General features: G+C 25.7%; 16 protein-coding genes and 1 other RNA gene. All 17 read right to left on the bottom strand.

Annotated elements, in window-relative coordinates:
- Positions 1 to 13: 13 nt before the first annotated feature.
- The 17 genes from lpxC to rnpB all read right to left on the bottom strand — a co-directional run bounded on the left by lpxC (position 14) and on the right by rnpB (position 18,550).
- Positions 14 to 934, bottom strand: a complete 921-nt coding sequence (gene lpxC / locus PB7211_RS02675) for a UDP-3-O-acyl-N-acetylglucosamine deacetylase (RefSeq protein ID WP_008544756.1) — start codon at positions 932 to 934, stop codon at positions 14 to 16.
- A 64-nt stretch (positions 935 to 998) separates the two neighbouring features.
- A complete protein-coding gene (locus tag PB7211_RS02670) occupies positions 999 to 1,700 on the bottom strand; it encodes a hypothetical protein (protein WP_034398871.1) in 702 nt (233 codons plus the stop codon).
- Positions 1,693 to 2,370, bottom strand: coding sequence for a cell division protein FtsQ/DivIB (locus PB7211_RS02665; protein ID WP_008544231.1), 678 nt, complete (start codon positions 2,368 to 2,370; stop codon positions 1,693 to 1,695). Before PB7211_RS02665 ends, PB7211_RS02670 begins: the two co-directional genes overlap by 8 nt.
- Positions 2,351 to 3,265 (bottom strand): D-alanine--D-alanine ligase, encoded by a 915-nt coding sequence (locus tag PB7211_RS02660; protein WP_008544868.1) that lies wholly within the window; start codon positions 3,263 to 3,265, stop codon positions 2,351 to 2,353. The genes PB7211_RS02665 and PB7211_RS02660 overlap by 20 nt, the downstream gene beginning before the upstream one ends.
- A 1-nt stretch (position 3,266) precedes the next feature.
- On the bottom strand, positions 3,267 to 4,172 hold the full coding sequence (gene murB, locus PB7211_RS02655) for a UDP-N-acetylmuramate dehydrogenase (protein ID WP_008545603.1): 906 nt from the start codon (positions 4,170 to 4,172) through the stop codon (positions 3,267 to 3,269).
- Positions 4,172 to 5,566, bottom strand: coding sequence for a UDP-N-acetylmuramate--L-alanine ligase (murC, locus tag PB7211_RS02650; protein WP_008544106.1), 1,395 nt, complete (start codon positions 5,564 to 5,566; stop codon positions 4,172 to 4,174). The genes murB and murC overlap by 1 nt, the downstream gene beginning before the upstream one ends.
- On the bottom strand, positions 5,556 to 6,623 hold the full coding sequence (locus PB7211_RS02645; RefSeq protein ID WP_008544557.1) for a UDP-N-acetylglucosamine--N-acetylmuramyl-(pentapeptide) pyrophosphoryl-undecaprenol N-acetylglucosamine transferase: 1,068 nt from the start codon (positions 6,621 to 6,623) through the stop codon (positions 5,556 to 5,558). The genes murC and PB7211_RS02645 overlap by 11 nt, the downstream gene beginning before the upstream one ends.
- 3 nt (positions 6,624 to 6,626) lie before the next feature.
- Positions 6,627 to 7,748 carry an FtsW/RodA/SpoVE family cell cycle protein gene (locus PB7211_RS02640; protein ID WP_008544522.1) on the bottom strand — a complete coding sequence of 374 codons (1,122 nt, stop codon included), beginning with the start codon at positions 7,746 to 7,748 and terminating at the stop codon, positions 6,627 to 6,629.
- Positions 7,738 to 9,033, bottom strand: coding sequence for a UDP-N-acetylmuramoyl-L-alanine--D-glutamate ligase (gene murD, locus PB7211_RS02635; protein WP_008545958.1), 1,296 nt, complete (start codon positions 9,031 to 9,033; stop codon positions 7,738 to 7,740). Before murD ends, PB7211_RS02640 begins: the two co-directional genes overlap by 11 nt.
- The gene (gene mraY / locus PB7211_RS02630) at positions 9,033 to 10,118 is read right to left on the bottom strand and encodes a phospho-N-acetylmuramoyl-pentapeptide-transferase (RefSeq protein WP_034398866.1); all 1,086 of its coding nucleotides are present in this window, start codon (positions 10,116 to 10,118) and stop codon (positions 9,033 to 9,035) included. The genes murD and mraY overlap by 1 nt, the downstream gene beginning before the upstream one ends.
- Positions 10,119 to 12,962, bottom strand: a complete 2,844-nt coding sequence (locus tag PB7211_RS02625) for a UDP-N-acetylmuramoyl-L-alanyl-D-glutamate--2,6-diaminopimelate ligase (protein ID WP_008545048.1) — start codon at positions 12,960 to 12,962, stop codon at positions 10,119 to 10,121.
- A gap of 2 nt (positions 12,963 to 12,964) precedes the next feature.
- Complete coding sequence (locus PB7211_RS02620) at positions 12,965 to 14,656, bottom strand: peptidoglycan D,D-transpeptidase FtsI family protein (protein WP_008544209.1); 1,692 nt, start codon at positions 14,654 to 14,656, stop codon at positions 12,965 to 12,967.
- On the bottom strand, positions 14,656 to 14,961 hold the full coding sequence (locus tag PB7211_RS02615; protein WP_008545134.1) for a hypothetical protein: 306 nt from the start codon (positions 14,959 to 14,961) through the stop codon (positions 14,656 to 14,658). The genes PB7211_RS02620 and PB7211_RS02615 overlap by 1 nt, the downstream gene beginning before the upstream one ends.
- Positions 14,958 to 15,968: a 16S rRNA (cytosine(1402)-N(4))-methyltransferase RsmH gene (rsmH, locus tag PB7211_RS02610; protein WP_008545169.1), complete on the bottom strand. Its 1,011-nt coding sequence runs from the start codon at positions 15,966 to 15,968 to the stop codon at positions 14,958 to 14,960. Before rsmH ends, PB7211_RS02615 begins: the two co-directional genes overlap by 4 nt.
- 18 nt (positions 15,969 to 15,986) lie before the next feature.
- Positions 15,987 to 17,465 carry a cell division protein FtsZ gene (gene ftsZ, locus PB7211_RS02605; RefSeq protein ID WP_008544595.1) on the bottom strand — a complete coding sequence of 493 codons (1,479 nt, stop codon included), beginning with the start codon at positions 17,463 to 17,465 and terminating at the stop codon, positions 15,987 to 15,989.
- Between the two features lie 3 nt (positions 17,466 to 17,468).
- Positions 17,469 to 17,936: a division/cell wall cluster transcriptional repressor MraZ gene (gene mraZ / locus PB7211_RS02600; protein ID WP_008544458.1), complete on the bottom strand. Its 468-nt coding sequence runs from the start codon at positions 17,934 to 17,936 to the stop codon at positions 17,469 to 17,471.
- Between the two features lie 259 nt (positions 17,937 to 18,195).
- An RNA gene (gene rnpB / locus PB7211_RS07880) (RNase P RNA component class A) lies at positions 18,196 to 18,550 on the bottom strand.
- Positions 18,551 to 18,589: the final 39 nt, after the last annotated feature.

The following is an 18,589-nucleotide window of genomic DNA, read 5'->3' as shown; positions in this document are numbered from 1 at the left end:
TTTCTTTGTTTGTTTAAGCGATTGATCTCAAAAGATTTCTATTAATAAGTGTATGTGGAAGATTTTTTTCTCTAATTTCTATTATTGAAAAATTATTTTTATCAACAAAAACTTTTCTTAATAATTGGTTAGTTAGATAATGACCTCCTTGAGAACATAGAACATTTCCAATAATTCTATAACCAGAAGTATATAGATCTCCTATGCAGTCTAGTATTTTATGGTTAACAAATTCTTTATCATTTCTTAAACCATCTTTGTTTAGTATCTCTTTATCCTTAACCACTATTGCATTATCCAAGCTTCCACCTTTTGCGAGACCATTTTTTTTGATAAACTCAATATCTTCAAACAAACAAAAGGTTCTTGAATTATATACATCTGTTAAATCATCTTCATAAACTTTGACCTTGTTTCTTTGATTTCCAATTATTTCATTTTTAAACCTTAATTCAAAATCTATATCTAAACTTAATTTTGATGGTTCTATTGATATAAATCTTTTACCGTCAGAATATTCAATTTTTTTATTTATTTTAATAATTTTAATTGGCTCTTCACTTATATCAAAACCAGATGAAATAATTTTTTCAATAAAGTTTTTTGCCGAACCATCTAAAATTGGAACTTCTTCATTATCAATTTCAATAAGTGCATTATCAATTCCTAAACCAAATAATGCTCCCATCAAATGTTCAATTGTTGAAACTTTTACACCATGTTCATTTTCAATAGTGGTATTTAAAGAGGTATTGGTTACATTTAAATAATTTGGGTAAATAAAATTGTTATTTTTTAGATCTACTCTTTTGAAAACTATACCTTCGTTTGGTTTGGCTGATTTAAGAGTAACATTTACATTTAAACCGTTATGCAAAGCAATTCCACTGAATGAGACAGGGTTTTTTATAGTTTTTTGAGTAAGATAAGACACATCATCCTTTTAGAATGGTGCAAGCAACTTTTAAATACAACTAATGTTACCAGAAAAAACGATTTTAACTAAAAACGTTAAAAAATCTCTCAAAAAATCCATGATTTTCTGCATTTTTTGGGACTATTATAACCTCATTATTATTAAAACCATTAATTAATTTATGTGTAGCTAAAGATAGTTCTAATTTATCGTCTTTAAAATAATCTTTGACGTATTTTCCATCTATATATTTTGAAATTTTAATTTGGTAATTTTGTAAAACTTTATTTAAATTAATAATTAAATCATTAGATATAGTTATAAAACTAACTTCTAAACATTGAGGATTAGTTTTTTCATTTTCAATTAATGAAGTTTCAATGTTATCATAAACTAATTGGTTATTGAGCAATATATGCATTATTGTTTGATTTTTATAATTTTCATTAATCAAATTTTTTAATTTTATTAAAGTATTTTTTAAACTTTCTTTGTTAACTTTGTTTTCTATTTTTTTTTTATTACTAAGCTTAATAATAAAATTATTTTTGTTATCAATAATTAAAAAAATATTTTTTATAAAAGTTCCAATTAGTTTTTCTATTTTAAATATATTTTTATCAAGAAATTTTGTTAACTCTGTAAATTCTAAAAAATTAAAATCATTTTCGAAAGTTATTGTTTCTTGGAATAAATTTTTAATATGCTTTTTATCAAATAAAAAAATTTCAAATTTGTTACTTGATAGGTATAAATATGTTTCAAAATCTGTTTCTTCAATCATCTAAAATTATTTGATTTTGAATTCTTGCATCAACTATTTTTATAATATTGTTATCATTTTCTAGTAAAAAATCCGAAACTAAATCTAAAGTTTTTTTAATATTTTTAGATGGTAATTTAATTAATAGATCATTTTTAAGCTGAATATCCCATCTATTAGATGAAAAAAAAAATAAATTATTAATATCTTTATATTTAAATTTGGAATCATCAATTGTTTTTTTAAATTTTAAAAATTTATCTATTTCAGGTTTGCCAAATATAAATGGTAAATAGTTACTTTTATCTTCATGTTTAATAGGAGATAATTTTCCATTTGAGCCGATTAAAAAAAATTTATTATCATCTTTTATCTTTGCTAAAAATTTTGTTCTTTTTACATTAATATCAAGAGAATGGGGGTATCTTTTAAAAATCTCATAATCATGAATTAAAGTATTTGAATTAATTATTTTATTAATCTTTTTTTTATCTAAAAAAAAAACATTACCTAAATCTAAATCAATAATGTTATACAATAAAACTTGATTATCATTATGTCCTAATCCTAATACATTAATATTTTTAATTTTTTCAAACTTAAAACTATCAATCGTGTCATTATTAATAGATCCAACAAGTAATAATAGAAAAAAATAAATTAATATCTTTTTACCTTTTCGTTGAGGCATCTTTTAAAATCCAATTAATTAATTTATAAAAACTTATTCCTTGGTATGCAGCTATTTCTGGAACTAGCGATAGTTTTGTCATGCCTGGTTGAGTGTTTATTTCTAATAAATAAAATTTATTTTTATAAAATTTAAAATCTGATCTCGTTACACCTCTGCATCCAATTTTTTTATGTGCCTTAAGTGCTATATTCAAAACTTCATTTAATTTATTTTTATCCAAATCGACTGGTATAATGTGCTGTGTTTTTGCATTAGTATTATATTTTGCCTGATAATCATAAAATTTTCTTTTAGGTTTAAGCTCAATTGCTCCTAATTTTTTATTTCCCATGATTGCTACCTGGATCTCCCTCCCACCAATAAATTCTTCAATCATCACTTGTTTATAACTTTTCATTTTTTTTAAAATTTGATTTATATTTTTTTTTGTACAAATAAATACGTTAACACTTGAGCCCTCATTAATTGGCTTAACTACTACTGGAAATTTTAATTCTTTATTTATTTTATTAACCAATTCTAAATTTATTTTATCAAATGAATATTTGATATGTTTTGGAGTTATAATTTTATTTTTTTTAAAGATTTTTTTAGAAATCTCTTTATCCATTGCAATAGAGGAAGCAATAACTCCTGAATGAGTATAGGGTATTTTAAATTGTTCTAAAATAGTTTGAATATATCCGTCCTCTCCAAACTGACCGTGTAAAGCATTAAATATAACTGATGGTTTGAATTCTTTGATTTTTTTTTCTAAACTTTTATCTGGTTCAGAAATTCTTATTTCATAACCATGTTTTTTCAATTCTTTTGCAACCTGAAAACCTGTGTCAAGACTAATTAATCTCTCTTTTGAAATACCTCCAGATAATATAAGAATTTTTTTTTTCAATTTATTCTAAAATTTTAATTTCTGTTTCTAACTTAATACCAGTTTTTTTTAAAACACTTTCAGACACATATTCTATTAACTTTTTCATGTCCTCAAATCTTGCATTCCCTTTATTAACAAAAAAATTACAATGTTTTTCTGAAATACAAGCATCTCCAAAAGATTTTTCAAGAGGAACTGATTCTTTGATTAATTGCCAAACTTTTTTATCTGATTGATCTAATGGATTTTTAAAAGTACTTCCACTTGTTTTTATTTTGGTAGGTTGAGCTATTTCTTTCTTTTCTTTAAGGGATATTATTTCATCTCTGATTAATTCCTTATCTTTTTTAAAACCTCTAAAAGATGCACTTAAAAAAATAAGATCATCAGACAATCCACTATCTCTATATTTAAAACTTATATCTTTTGCGGGTATTGTTAAAACTTCTCCAGATTTTGTTAATGCCTGTATTGAAATCAAAATATCTTTAAATTCTCTCTTAAAACAGCCAGCATTCATTTTTATTCCTCCACCTACTGTACCTGGTATACATGAAAGAAATTCAAATCCGCCTAAGCCACTTTCCATAGCAAAATTAGATAAAGACTTGTCACTAACTGCACTGCCTGCAATAATAATTTCATCTGATAGTAAGGAAATATTATTAAAATTGTTTGTAAGCTTAATTACAACACCATTAAATTGTTCATCTGTAATTAATGTATTAGACCCACCACCTAAAATAAATATTTTTTCATTATTTTCAATTTTTTTAAGAAATCTAATTAATTCTTTTAGATTATCAGCTTTATAGTAAATTTTTGTTTTACCACCAATATTAAACCAATTTTTTTTTTTAAGATCGTAATCTAGTTTTAAGTTATCATTAAACTCTTGTGATAATTCTGCTAAATCAATTTTCATCACAAATGATTAGGTAATTCTCGCATCCATGTTGAAATAGATCCAGCACCCATTCCAATTACTATCTTTTTTCCATAGATACTGTTTTTAATATATTTTGCTAATTGAATTTTATTATCTACTAAAATTAGTTGAACTTTAGAATTTTTAATTATCTGTTTTGCAAAATTTAAATAGCTAAATCCAAGTTTCATTTTTTCACCAGCTGTATATATTGGAAATAAAATTACCTTATCTGCATTTTTAAATGCATGACTAAATTCTGTTTTTAAGTCTTTAAGTCTTGATATTCTATGTGGTTGAAAAATACATATTTTTTCATAATCTTTATAGACATTTTTTATTCCATCAAGAACTTCCATAATTTCCGTTGGATGATGGGCATAGTCATCAAAAAAATCTACTTTATTTAATGTAAATATTTTATTAAATCTTCTTTGAACCCCTTTAAAATTTTTAAGACCTTTTTTGATATTTAAAACAGATAGACCTACCGTTAATGATACCGCTATGGCTGCAACAGAATTTTTAATATTATGATTACCCAATAAAGGTATTCTGAATTTTTTAATCATTTGATTCTTTTTATTTGGTAATCTAATTTTCAAATCAAATTGCGAATAATCTTTGTGCTGTTTTATATTTTTTATACAAAAATTAGATTTTTGATCTAAACCGTAAGAATAAAAATTTTTATTTTCTATTTTTTTAATTAAATGTCTATTATTTTTGTCATCTAAACAAATAAATGATTTTCCAAATGATGGAACCTTTTTAACAAAATTCAAGAAATAGCTATTTAATTCATTCATAGATCGATAGTAATCCATGTGCTCCCTATCAATGTTTGTTATGATTGAGTAGGTAGGGGGTATGTAAACAAAGCTTCCATCAGACTCATCTGCTTCTAGGATAGACCAATCACTTTTGCCTAGTTTGGCTGAGTTGTTAATTGAATTAATAACACCACCATTAATTATTGTAGGATCTATTTTGGTTTCCTGAAAAATTGATGCTATTAACGAAGTTGTGGTGGTCTTACCATGTGAACCAACTACTACAATATTTTTTGTTAAAGAGACAATGTTAGCTAACATTTCTCCTCTTTTATAGATAGGCAATTGTCTTTTTTTTGCCTCAAGTAACTCTGGATTATTTTTTTTAATTGCAGAAGATACAACTAAAATAGTTGCTTTATTAATATTTTGTTTTTTATGACCAATTAATACTTTTATTTTTTCTTTTTTAAGTCTTTCAATATTTTTATTTGTAGAAATATCACTTCCCTGAATTTTAAAACCTTTACCTTTCATTATTAGGGATAAACCGCTCATGCCAATCCCTCCAATACCTACAAAGTGTATGATTTCAGATTTTGCTAATTTAATTTTCATTAAAAATTTTTAATAATTTTTGATTAACATTATTCCAGGTATTTTGATAATTTAATTTTTCTAAATTTTTTTTTTTTGTTAAGTATTCGTCTTTTTTACCAGATAATTTAATTAATAATTCTTCGAATTTTTGTTTATCAAAATTTTCTTGATTAATAATCCAACAACAATCTTTATCTTTATAATATTTAGCATTTTCAAATTGATGATTATCTTTTGATGTTGGAAGTGGTATTGCAATAAATGGTATTTTAAGCAAAGAAAGTTCTGCCAGGCTTGAGGCTCCAGCTCTAGTGATGCACAAATCAGATTGTTTTAAAATAATATTTAAATTTTTATCAAAGGTAAAAACTTTATTTTCAATTTTATTTTTTTTATAAAATTTTTCAAGAAAATCAGTATTTTTTTTACTTGTTTGATGCACTACTTTTAAAGAACATATTTTTGATATTTTTACTAATAATTCATTAATAAGTGTGTCAAATATTTTTGCTCCTTGACTACCGCCAATAATTGTAATTGTAAAAAAATTACCCTCATTATGATAGTTGTATGTATCATAATATTTTTTTCTTATTAATGGCATTACTATAGTTTGTTTGTGCTCAAATTTTTTTGGCAAATTAATTAATTCCTTTGAATAACATATTAATTTTTTTGCAAAATATAAGAAAAATTTATTTGCTCTTCCAAGAACCATATTGGGTTCAATTAAATAAATTTTAATACTTAATATTTTTGCAGCCAAACATAATGGTAAGGACATGTAACCACCGGTAGAGATCAAAATTGAAATATTTTCTCTTTTCAAAATTATTAAAGACTTTAAAGTTAAAATAAAAACTTTTAAAAATGAAAAAGGAAACAATAATAAATTATTTAATTTTGGTGTATTGACAATTATATGATTATAGTTTTTTTTATCTAAGTATTTAAGTCCTCTCAGATCAGTTGAAATTAAAGTTTCATAATTAGATTTTAAATGATCATAAATTGTAATTGCTGGAAGAACGTGCCCGCCTGATCCACCTGTAGAAATTAATATTTTACTTTTCATTTACTAATTTATTTTTCTTTTTGTTAGATTTAAAATAATTCCAGCTAATATAGATGTACTTACTATTGATGACCCCCCATAGCTTAAAAATGGTAAAGTCATTCCTGTAGTTGGAAACAATCTTATGTTTACTCCAATATGAATTGTAGCTTGCATTAAAATTAAGCTTATTGATCCAATTAAAATAAGCTTAATTTTATCATCAGTTTCAAAGTTTATTTTTTTTAAAACCATATAAATGAAGATCAAAAACAATAATAATATTAACATTATGGCAACCACACCAAACTCTTCGGAAATTACAGATATTATGTAATCAGTATGAGCCTCTGGTACGTTATTTTTAAGGGTTCCTTCACCAATCCCTTTTCCAAAAAAACCTCCACTAGTGATCGACTCAATTGCTTTATCTGACTGAAAATTATGAGATCCAGTTTCTCTATCAAAAAATGAGAAAATACGTCCCTGGATGTATTCAAACTTAGGAACAAAAATAATTAAATATGCAAGTAATACTGAACTAAATAAAAAAATTGCAATTAATAAATATAAATTAATTCCAGAAGTAAAAATTAAAACAGCCCAAGAAAAAATTACTAACAAAGTTTGACCAATATCAGGTTGAATTATTAAAAGTGATGAAATTAAAGTAATTATTAAAATTGAAAGTAAATACTTAGATATAATATTTGCTTTATTGCTACAAAGTATATTTGCTAAAGTTATTATCAAAAAAGGCTTCAAAACTTCGATTGGTTGAAACCTTGGTAAAAAAAATAAATCAATCCATCTTTTTGAACCTTTTACCTCAATACCAATTATTGGAACTAAGAACAAAGAAAATAAAGATATAAAAAAAAGAATAATTGAATATTTTAATAATTGATCTGTGTTAAATGATGAAAAAATGAAGATAATTGAAATTCCAATTAAAACATAAACTAGATGCTTAAAAAAAAAGGAATAGCTATTAGTATCTAATTTATCTGATGCTATTAATGAAGTTGAGACTAAAGAAAAAAATAAACCTATAATAAATAACAAACTAATTAAAGTAAAAATTGATTTATCTATATTTTTCCACCATTGGTAGTAAAATTTATAAAAAAGATTATCACTTTGCATTAATATACTTTTTAACTAATTGATTAAAATAATTCCCTCTATCCTCAAAATTTCTAAAACTATCAAATGATGCTCCAGCTGGACTAAAAAAAATAATATTTTTTTCAGATTTTTGAATAGTAATTTCTGAAAAAATAACTTTAAGTGTTTCTTCCATATTTTTAAAACTTTTAACTTTTAATTTATTCTTTAAAATCTCTAAAAATTTCTTACTATGTGATCCAAAAATAAAAGCTTTCAGATTTTTACATTTTGTTTTTGATAATTTAAATTTATCTCCTTTTTTTGGAATTCCTCCTAAGATCCAGTAAGCACCATTTAAATTTTTTAATACACTTTCTGAGGAAGCAAAGCTTGTAGATTTAGAGTCATTGATTATTGTAAGGTTTTTTTTATCAAATATGATTTGTTGTCTGTAATCTAGACCTTTAAATCTATTAATTGATCTGATTAATTTTTTTTTATTTAGTTTTAATTTTGAAGCAATCTCAAATATAAATAATAAATTTTCTTTATTACCATCAGAGATAAAATATTTATTGTAAATTTTATCAAATTTTTTATTTAAATTTGAAGTCTGAACTTTGTATATCTTTGCTTTGTATTTATTTTTTTTTATTTTTTTTGTAATTAATTCATCATCTTTTTTAATATAAGCAAAGGATCCTCTATTTTGAGATTTTAATAATTTAAATTTTGCATCTACATAATTATTTAAACTTTTGTGCCTTTCTATATGATCTGAAGTAATGTTAAGAATTACTGCATATTTTGATCTAAAAATCCTACTATAATCTAACTGATATGAAGAAGCTTCTATTACAAAAATTGTTTTTTTTGTGATATTTTTTTCTGCCAATACAGGATTGCCAATGTTCCCTATCAACCTTGAGTCTCTCTTTTGATCGGTCAAAGCATCATGTAAAATTTTAGCAGTTGTAGACTTGCCGTTAGTTCCTGTAATTGTGATACTTTTATTGTCATAAAATGAAAATAAAACATCAAGATCTGTGTGAATTTTTAACAAATTGTTATTTAAAAATTTCGATAATTTACAGTTTGAAATATCAATGCCTGGACTAATAATAATTCTATCGAAATTAATTTTTTTAATTTTTTTTAAACTAATTATTTTTTGATTATATTTAAAATTAATTCTATGATTGTCATCAAATAAATATACATCAGAACTTTTTTTTAAAAATTTATAAGTTGAGATACCACTCTTTCCTAAACCATAAACTAATATTTTTTTTCCTAAAAAAATATTACTTAGTTTTTTCATTATCTTAATTTTAAAGTAGCTAAACCAATCATTGCCAAGATTATTGAAATAATCCAAAACCTAATTACAACTGTAGATTCTGGCCATCCCTTTTTCTCAAAATGATGATGAATGGGCGCCATTCTAAAAATTCTTTTTCCTGTAAGTTTAAAGGATATTACTTGAACAATTACAGAAACTGCCTCTAAAACAAAAAGGCCACCAGTAATTGCCAAAACGATTTCATGCTTTGTTATAATTCCTACCGCACCTAAGGACCCTCCTAGAGATAATGAGCCTGTGTCACCCATAAAAATTTTAGCAGGTGGTGCATTAAACCATAAAAAACCTAAACAAGAGCCTATAATCGCCCCACAAAAAATTGATATTTCACCTGTTCCCTCTATGTAAGGAATTTGTAGGTAATTTGAAAATACAATGTTTCCTGTAACATAACTAATAAAAGCAAAACAAGCTGCTACTAATATTACAGGAACAGTTGCTAACCCGTCTAATCCATCTGTCAGATTAACAGCATTAGATGAACCTATAATTACAAATATTGCAAATGGTATAAAAAACCATCCAAGATTAACGATCAAATTTTTAAAAAATGGAAAATATAAATTATTTAAATCTTGATAATCGTTTAAGTAAACATAAAAACTTACTCCAATAATTGCCAATATTATTTGTGAAATTATTTTAAACTTTGAAGAAATTCCTGATGAGTTGCTATATTTAATTTTTTTAAAATCATCATATGCTCCCAGTAAACCAAATGATATTGCAATATATAAGCAAAATAAAATATTAATATTTGATAGATCTGCCCAAAATATTACTGATACCAATAAACCAAACAAAATTATTACTCCTCCCATTGTTGGTGTACCAATTTTTTTAACTATATGCTCCTCTGGTCCATCGTCTCGAATAGGATTTAAAATTTTTTGATTTGAAAAAAATTTAATAAAAGGACCACCAATGATTAACACTATAACTAATGAAGTAAAAAATGATAAACCTGTCCTAAATGTTAAATACTTAAAGACATTTAAAAAACTAAAAGTATCAAGAAAATTTAATAAAAATTGATAAAGCATTTAACGTAGTCCTTTCAGATCTTTGACTATGTCGTTAAATCCTGTCGCAAGTGAGGCTTTAATCATTAAATAATCATTATTATTTAAATCTTTTCTAATCAATTCAATAATTTGTGATTTGTTCAATAAAATTCTACCTTTTTTTGCTTTTGAAATATCCTTAAATATTATTGAGGCCATTTTCCCTTTAACATATACCTTGTCTATATTGGATTTATTTATTATTGGAGCAACAGATCGATGAAGTCTTCTAGAATGACTGCCAAGCTCTAACATATCACCAATTAACATGTATTTATTTGATTTTTTTAAATTGATCTTATCATAATTTTTTATTGCTGATTTTAGTGATAGAGGATTTGAATTATAACTTTGGTCAATTAAATTTATTTTTTTATTATTAAATTTAATTACCGAATGATCTCCTCGTCCTCCAGGTATTTTAAAATCGTAAAAAATATTTTTATCTAATTTAAATATATTTTTATAAATACTAATAACTGCTAGAGCAGATAAAATATTGTATATATTATTTTGAAAATCATTAGATAGTAAAAAATATTTTCTTTTATTATTTAAACTAATGTTAATTCTAAATTTTTTTCTAAATGGCTTTATATTAATTAATTTAATATCTGCTTTGTGATTTTTTATACCAAAAGAAATTACTTTAATATTTTTTTTTTTAGCAATATTGTAATGTAGTTTAAAAAAACTATCATCTGCATTCAATACAATAAAACCATAAAGCCTTATATTATCAATAATTTCAGATTTTGCTAAAGCAATTTGTTTAATATTCTTAAAATTTTTTGCATGTGCATAATTTATATTTGTTATTACACCAACATCTGGTTCTATAATTTTTGATAAATAATCAATTTCACCCTTTTTATCCATCCCAACCTCTAGAATTCCAAATTCGTCTTTTTGATTTATATTAAAAAGACTTAATGGAACTCCAAACTTATTATTGTATGATTTTGGGGAAATACTTACTTTCGAAATTTTATTTAATGTGTTACCTAACAATTCTTTAAGTGTAGTTTTGCCACAGCTGCCTGTAATTGCTATTATGTTTGTATCAATACTTTTTCTAAAAATTTTTGAAACATTTGTTAAGAACTTTAAAGTATTTTTTACTTTGATCTGTCGACTATGATTTAATTTATTTTGAATCTTATTTACTACAGCTAATGAAGCTTTTCTCTTGAAAGACTGGGCAACAAATTTATTCCCATCATTTTTTTTTCCTTTAATAGCAAAAAAAATATCATTTTTGGTTACCTCCTGAGAATTAATTCTAGCTTTTTTTAAAGATATTAAGGGAGATAATCTTTTAATTTTACCACTCTCTTTAACCACATTTATTTTTAAATTATTTGATAAATTAATATTTTTGTTTTTAATTGCACTCAGGATTACTTTTTTATCTGAAAAGAAAATTTTCTTACTTCCAATATCTTGGGTTTTCTCATGACCTTTTCCTGCTACCAGCAAAATATCACCTGAATTTAAATCATGAATAGCTCGTGTTATTGCCATTGCTCTGTCTGATATTTCAATAATTTTCTTTTTTTTAATTCCTTTTTTTATATCTCTTCTTATTTTTTGAGGATTTTCTAATCTGGGATTATCATTTGTGAGGATAATCTTATCTGAGAAATAACTCGCAATTTTTCCCATTTTTGATCTTTTATTCTGATCTCTATTTCCTCCACAGCCAAACAAGACTATGATTTTTTTTGCTGGAAATTGCTCTCTAAGATTTAAAAGACATGTTTTTAAAGCATCAGGAGTGTGAGCATAATCAAGAATTACTTTAGAATGATTTTTAATCTTACCAATTTTTTCAAATCTTCCTTCGACTGGTTTCAATTTATAAATTTTATTTAATATTTTATTTAATCCAATATTACTATTTTTTGCTGCAATTATTGCCATCAAAACATTCTTTAATTGTATTTTTCCAATTAAATTTAAATTTATATTCTGTATTGAATTGTTTAATTTAATTTTAAAAGATTGAGCCTCACCTTTAAAACTATGAGAGATGACTTGTAAATTATTTTTCTTATCATTAAGTGCATATAATTTTAATCTCTTATTAATTGTAATTTTTTTTATTTTTTTAAATTCAGGTATTAATTGATCTGTTATTAAATTACCTTTTTTTTTAATTAAATTTTCAAATAAATAGAGTTTTGCATTTAAGTAATTTTTTAAATTTTTGTGATAATCTAAATGATCTTGAGATAAATTTGTAAATATACCAGAATTAAACTTTAAACCATCTAATCTATTTTGCTTTAAACCATGGCTTGAAGCTTCCATAATTACATTTTCTATTTTATGACTTTTTAACTTACTCAATATTTTTGCTAATTTGATTGGATCAATTGTGGTATTAGATAAATTCAAATTAATATTTTTTGATTTAACTCCTAAAGTACCTATTGAGGCAACTTTTTTATTATTCAATTTTAATATTTGAAAATAAAAATTAGCAATTGAGGATTTTCCATTTGTACCAGTAACTGCAATTAAATTTTTTGGTTTTTTATTATAAATTTTAAATGCAGTTTCAGCCAATAATTTTCTTACATTATTTGTATGAATATATAAAATTCCATTTTGTACACTTTTTACTTTTTTTTCAGTTACAATAATTTTAGACCCTTTGTTTATTGCATCTGGAATAAAATTATTTCCATCAAATTTATTCCCCTTAATTGCAAAAAAGATATTATTTTTTTTTATATTTTTTGTATCAAATGAAATTCCTGAAAAATAAAAATTTTTATAATCTTTATTTATGTTATGAAAATATTTTCCAAGAAGCATGATTAATTAAACTCTATATATTTTGTGGCTAAAATAGGCCCAATTTTATCTATCACCTTCCCTGCTACCTCAACTGATGTCCAACCAGCTGTATTGTAAAGAGTACCTTTCCAGCCTCCTTTTCGATGTCTATATTTATAATAATAATCTTTAGATTTTTTTGGAGTATCTAACATTACAACAAAAACAAATTGTGGATTTGAAGTGGGGAAAATTGATGCAAAAGTATTTATTTTTGCCTCAGAATATGTGCCGCTCTCCGCCTGATCAGCTGTTCCAGTTTTTCCGCCAATTTCATAACTTTGAACATCTGCGAATTTGGCGGTCCCCTCTTCAGTATTTACAATTTTTCTTAGAGCATTCACAACTTTTTTTGAAATACCCTCGTTTAATATTCTTTTATTTTTTTTGTTTATTTCGTTTTTTTTATAAATCAAAGTTGGTTTAATTTCATAACCGCCATTTGATAATATGGCATAACCTTTCGCTAATTGAAGAATTGTAGTTGCTATGCCATGTCCAAAAGAAGCTGTAGCTAATCTACATTTTCCAAAATTATAATTTTTTTGTGGAGCAACTTCGTCAATATCAAATTCAATATTGTTTAAAACACCTAAGTTTTCTAAAAATAATTTGAATTTTTCTGAGCCTACTTTTTGAGCAATTCTGACAGATCCTATATTTCCAGATCTAACAAAAATTTGTTCTGCTGTTAAATTTGATGGTATTTTGTTATCATATTCACCAATTCTATATTTGTCACATTTAATTGATTTAGGTAAATCTAAAAACTCAGTTTCTGGCTCTATTACATTTTCATTTAAAGCACTAGCAAAGGTAAAGGCTTTAAAAACTGAACCAAGTTCGTAAGTACCTTTTGTTACCCTATTAATATAATTAACATCGGTAATATTTTGTCTTTCATTTGGATTAAAATCTGGAAGAGAAACTAATGATAGAATATTCCCGTTATTAACATTCATTAAGATAGCCGCGCTACCTTTGCTTTTAAAAATTTCTTGGTATTTCATTAATTCTTTTCTAATTAAAAATTGAATATCTTTATCTAAAGTTAATCTTATTGGATCTTCTGAATTTCTAAGTTCTTCATTTAAAGATTTTTCTAATCCTGAAATGCCATTATTATCATCATCTATTTGACCTAAAACGTGACTAAATAGATTTTTTTGAGGATACAACCTTAAGACTTTTTCCTCAGGAATTAGAGATTTGTCTCCTAATTTCATTATTTTTTCATAATTTTCTTCTGAAATTTTTTTTTCTAAATAAAAAAATTTTTTATTTTCTATTTTTTTTTTAATCTCATTAAATTTTTTATCAGGAAAAATTATATTTAGACTAAGAAGTAATTTTTTTTTGTTAATTACGTCTGAAGTTTTTAATCCAATATCAATTGATTTAACAGTTTTGGCTAAGTAATTACCATTTATATCTATAATATCTGCTCGATAAAGTGGATTTTGAAATGTATTAAGATTGTTTATATTTTCTGATTTATTATTTTGCGAACCTAAATGAATTAAATGTATTGTGTAAATCAGATAGATAATAAAAAAAACAAAAAAAATAAAAGCTACACGATTAAATTCAATATTTAAACCGTTTTCTTTTTTCTTAAATGTAAAATCACTTTGATAATCTTCTATTGTAAATTTTGATTTATTTTCAACCATTACTCTTTAATAATTTTAAAATCTTTGATTTTTTTTGTATTATCTAAAATATTAAAAATTTTAATATCTTTTATATCTTTTTGAATTAACTCATCCTCAAAATAGAGAGATTGATATTCAAGTAATTTTTCTGCAGAGCTGAGATAATCATACTCCAAAGATACATTTTCAAATTCTGATTTTAATACTCTAATATTTTCTTTAACTGTAAATAACTCATCCTCAATTTGCTTGGTGGTATTTTTAATTATCGCTGTTGATAGAACTAAAAATAAAATCACAGCTGCCAAACCAAACTTTTTCACAATTTATCTCCATAATTTTCAATTTCGATTAAATTTCTAAATTGGTTCTCTACGTCAGTATCAAAGTTATAAAAATCTGATTTTTTTATTACATATCTAAATTTAGCAGATCTGGATGGTGGATTTTCACTTACCTCCTCATCAGAAGGTAGAATTGGTTTTTTTTGTATTAAGTTGAAAAGAGTCTCGGATTGTTCTGTAACTGGGCTATATCTTGAAATACTTTTATTTTCTGAAAGACTTTTAAAAAAATATTTTACTATTTTGTCCTCTAATGAATGAAATGTAACCACTCCTAAAATGCCACCTTTCTTTAAAACTTTTGTTGCATTAATAAGTCCATAAATTAACTCACTTATTTCTTTATTCACAAAAATTCTAAGAGCCTGAAAAACTTTCGTTGCATTATGAACCTTAAAGTTTTTTCTTTTTTTTGATTTATCAATAATTTCAACTAAAGCCCTGGTATCAATCTTATTTTTTAATCTCTCTTTTATAATATTTCTCGCAATATATTTTCCCTCCTTTTCATCACCAAAAAATTTAAAAATCTTTTCTAATTCTTTTTCATCTAGTTTATTGATTGCATCTTCAGCAGAATAGCTGTTTAAACCCAACTGCATATTTAATTTACCATCTGCTTCGAATGAAAGTCCTTTTAGTGGATCTTTTATTTGAGTGTAAGAATAACCAAGATCAAAAATTACTCCTCTTATATTTTCATTTTTAAGTTTTAGATTGTTTAATTGACTGAATTTAATATTTTTAAAAATAAATCTATCTTCAAAATTTTCTTTAAATTTATTTGCAATTTTTTCGCTCTCTACGTCTCTATCAAGTGCAATTATGCTTGTATTCTCAAAATCAAGAATTTTTTTGGAATATCCTCCTTGGCCAAAAGTACAATCAATAAATGTGCCACCATGTTGAGGGGAAAAAACGCTAATAATTTCTTTTAGCAGTACCGGGTAATGCTTTTGTAATTCCGATACTATGGTGGCTTCCATTTATTACTTTGAAGACCATTAATTCTTTTGTCTTCTTAGGAATGCTGGTATTTCAAGATCATCATCCTCTTCTTCATTTGATGATAGTAAATCTTCTGCGGTAGAATGTTCGCTTTCTGAACTGAATAAATCAGGAGAGTCTGAGTCTACGCCAAATTCTTTTAGGTCATTTGATACATCCTCTTCAATACTTTCAGTTTCTGTATTTTCTTGAGATGTTTCAGTAGCCTCTTGAGTAAATGATTTTTCCATTTCATTTATAGAACTATCCTCTACCACATTCTCTGAAACTTGGTTTGAGTTAGTCATAATTTCTTCATTAACAATACTTGAATGATTACTGTCATTAGTTTGCTCATGAACAATTTCATTCTCAAGTTTCAATGCATTTGCACCATGTGAAATTGGACTAGAGGCCGTATTAGAAAAATTAAAAGATGCAGACGTTCCTAAATGAGAGAAGTCTGAATAACCTGGATTTCTATTTTGGATACGATGAACCATATTTATTACTGATTTTGTCTCTGGTTGTTGTCCATCCAGTGATGTTGCAACAATTGAAACTCTCATCTTTCCATCAAGTTCTGAGTCTGTGATTGCGCCAATAATTAATTCCGCTTCTGGGTCTACCTCTGCTCTTACCTTATTTACTGCTTCATCTACCTCAAAGAGTTTAAGATCTTTTCCACCTGTAATATTAACTAATAATCCTTTAGCACCTTTTAAAGTATAATCATCAATCAATGGATTGCTGACAGCCATCTCTGCTGCTTGAAGCGCTCTACCCTCGCCTTCGGCTTCTCCTGTTCCCATCATTGCTTTGCCCATTGATGCCATTACAGTTTCTACATCAGCAAAATCAAGATTAATTAACCCTGGTCTTACCATCAAATCAGTAATACTTTGAACTCCATGCATTAAAACATTATTAGAAAGATTGAATGAATCTTCAAATGTTGTTTGCTCATTTGCAATTTTAAACAAATTTTGATTTGGAATAACTATAATCGTATCAACATGTTTTCTTAATTCCTCCAAACCTTGTTGTGCTCTTCGCATTCTTGAGGGGCCTTCATATAGAAATGGAAGAGTCACAACACCTACAGTTAAGATATTTAATTCTTTAGCAGCTCTAGCAATCACATGTGCAGCACCAGTCCCTGTGCCACCCCCCATTCCAGCTGCAATAAAAACCATGTTTGCACCTTGTAAAGTATTTATAATTTCATTTAAAGACTCATCTGCTGCGGCTTGTCCTATATCAAGTTTAGCGCCAGCTCCTAAACCTTTGGTTAAATTTAAACCAATTTGAATTCTTGTTTTACATTTACTTAACTTTAAATCTTGTGCATCAGTATTGACCGCAATAAATTCTACACCTTGTAAATTATTTTCAATCATTTCATTAACAGCATTTCCGCCTGCTCCACCTACTCCCATAACTAGTAATCGTGGCTGTAACTCTTTTATTTCTGGTGTTTTAAAGTTAATTGTCATCTTTTATTTCCCCTCGTTGTTATTAAAATGTTTTTCCCATTTAAGGTTAGCTCGGTTTAAATTTGCTTTTTTTCTTGCATTTACCTTAAATTTTTCAAACGCCGTTGGTTCCCAAATTTGAAAGGTTTGACCTTGACCAACAAATAACATGCTATTTTTAATTTTTGCATGTTTTAATAATTTTGATGAAAGTGAAATTCTTCCCTCACTATCAAATTGTAAATTAGTACTTTCTGCTAATATTGAAGTTGCGAAATAATCTCTTTTTTCTTCAAAAGGATTTAAAGAATCTATTACTGAGGAAATTTTTTCTATTCTATCTTGAGAACATGCTTCTATTGAAGAATTATTAAAAGATGGATAACAAATTACGCCGTTGTAACCTAAATTTGACAAATGAGACCTAAAACTAGCAGGCACAGATACTCTTCCCTTTTTGTCTAACTTGTTCTCGTAAGTTGATAAAAACATATATTTTTAATTTTAAAAATTCCATAATTGGGAATATATGGGAATATATGGGTATTTTAAATGATAGTCAATTGCTGATTCTATGCTTAATAAAAGTCAATTTATGAGACAAAATTTGATATAATGATTAGTAATAGATGAGTTCTTTATTTATGTTGTTAATTAGATAATAAGAATAATTATTAATGATCCATTTAAATCTATACTTATAGCTAAAAGAATAATTGTTTCTCTAATATATTTTTATTTTTAATTATGAAATGCCAGATAAACTATAAGCCGGGTTCTGTCATTTAAACTTATCATTTGTCTAGACTCAAGATCACTCTTAAGCTCAAGCAACTAACCCTGATGACTAGCCAAGGAAGGCTTTTAGTTTTTCAACAATGTCATCTCTACTTAGTCTTGCTCCCAGTGGGGTTTTCCAGCGTTCATTGTTACCAATAGAACCGGTGTGCTCTTACCACACCTTTTCACCCTTGCCATGTTATGGCGGTTTATTTTCTGTGGCACTATCCCTGGGGTTGCCCCCGCCAGGTATTACCTGGCACTGTTTCCTTGTAGAGCCCGGACTTTCCTCTTTAACAACTTAAAGCGATAAGTCGTTTATCTGGCAAAAAGAATTTACAACTAAGCTGTAAAATATCAAGAAA

Origin of the sequence: Candidatus Pelagibacter sp. HTCC7211 (assembly GCF_000155895.1) — a bacterium.
Lineage (GTDB): Bacteria > Pseudomonadota > Alphaproteobacteria > Pelagibacterales > Pelagibacteraceae > Pelagibacter.
This window is presented reverse-complemented; position numbering and strand designations above follow the sequence as displayed.

Excerpts from the sequence above, each read along its gene's own strand:
- PB7211_RS02670 (WP_034398871.1), bottom strand. The coding sequence starts at position 1,700 with ATGATTGAAGAAACAGATTTTGAAACATATTTATACCTATCAAGTAAC.
- murB (WP_008545603.1), bottom strand. The coding sequence starts at position 4,172 with ATGAAAATTGATTTAGCAGAATTATCACAAGAGTTTAATGATAACTTA.
- rsmH (WP_008545169.1), bottom strand. The coding sequence starts at position 15,968 with ATGGAAGCCACCATAGTATCGGAATTACAAAAGCATTACCCGGTACTG.
- mraZ (WP_008544458.1), bottom strand. The coding sequence starts at position 17,936 with ATGTTTTTATCAACTTACGAGAACAAGTTAGACAAAAAGGGAAGAGTA.
- PB7211_RS02625 (WP_008545048.1), bottom strand. The coding sequence starts at position 12,962 with ATGCTTCTTGGAAAATATTTTCATAACATAAATAAAGATTATAAAAAT.
- PB7211_RS02640 (WP_008544522.1), bottom strand. The coding sequence starts at position 7,748 with ATGCAAAGTGATAATCTTTTTTATAAATTTTACTACCAATGGTGGAAA.
- PB7211_RS02645 (WP_008544557.1), bottom strand. The coding sequence starts at position 6,623 with ATGAAAAGTAAAATATTAATTTCTACAGGTGGATCAGGCGGGCACGTT.
- PB7211_RS02620 (WP_008544209.1), bottom strand. The coding sequence starts at position 14,656 with ATGGTTGAAAATAAATCAAAATTTACAATAGAAGATTATCAAAGTGAT.
- murD (WP_008545958.1), bottom strand. The coding sequence starts at position 9,033 with ATGAAAAAACTAAGTAATATTTTTTTAGGAAAAAAAATATTAGTTTAT.
- mraY (WP_034398866.1), bottom strand. The coding sequence starts at position 10,118 with ATGCTTTATCAATTTTTATTAAATTTTCTTGATACTTTTAGTTTTTTA.
- ftsZ (WP_008544595.1), bottom strand. The coding sequence starts at position 17,465 with ATGACAATTAACTTTAAAACACCAGAAATAAAAGAGTTACAGCCACGA.
- PB7211_RS02665 (WP_008544231.1), bottom strand. The coding sequence starts at position 2,370 with ATGCCTCAACGAAAAGGTAAAAAGATATTAATTTATTTTTTTCTATTA.
- murC (WP_008544106.1), bottom strand. The coding sequence starts at position 5,566 with ATGAAAATTAAATTAGCAAAATCTGAAATCATACACTTTGTAGGTATT.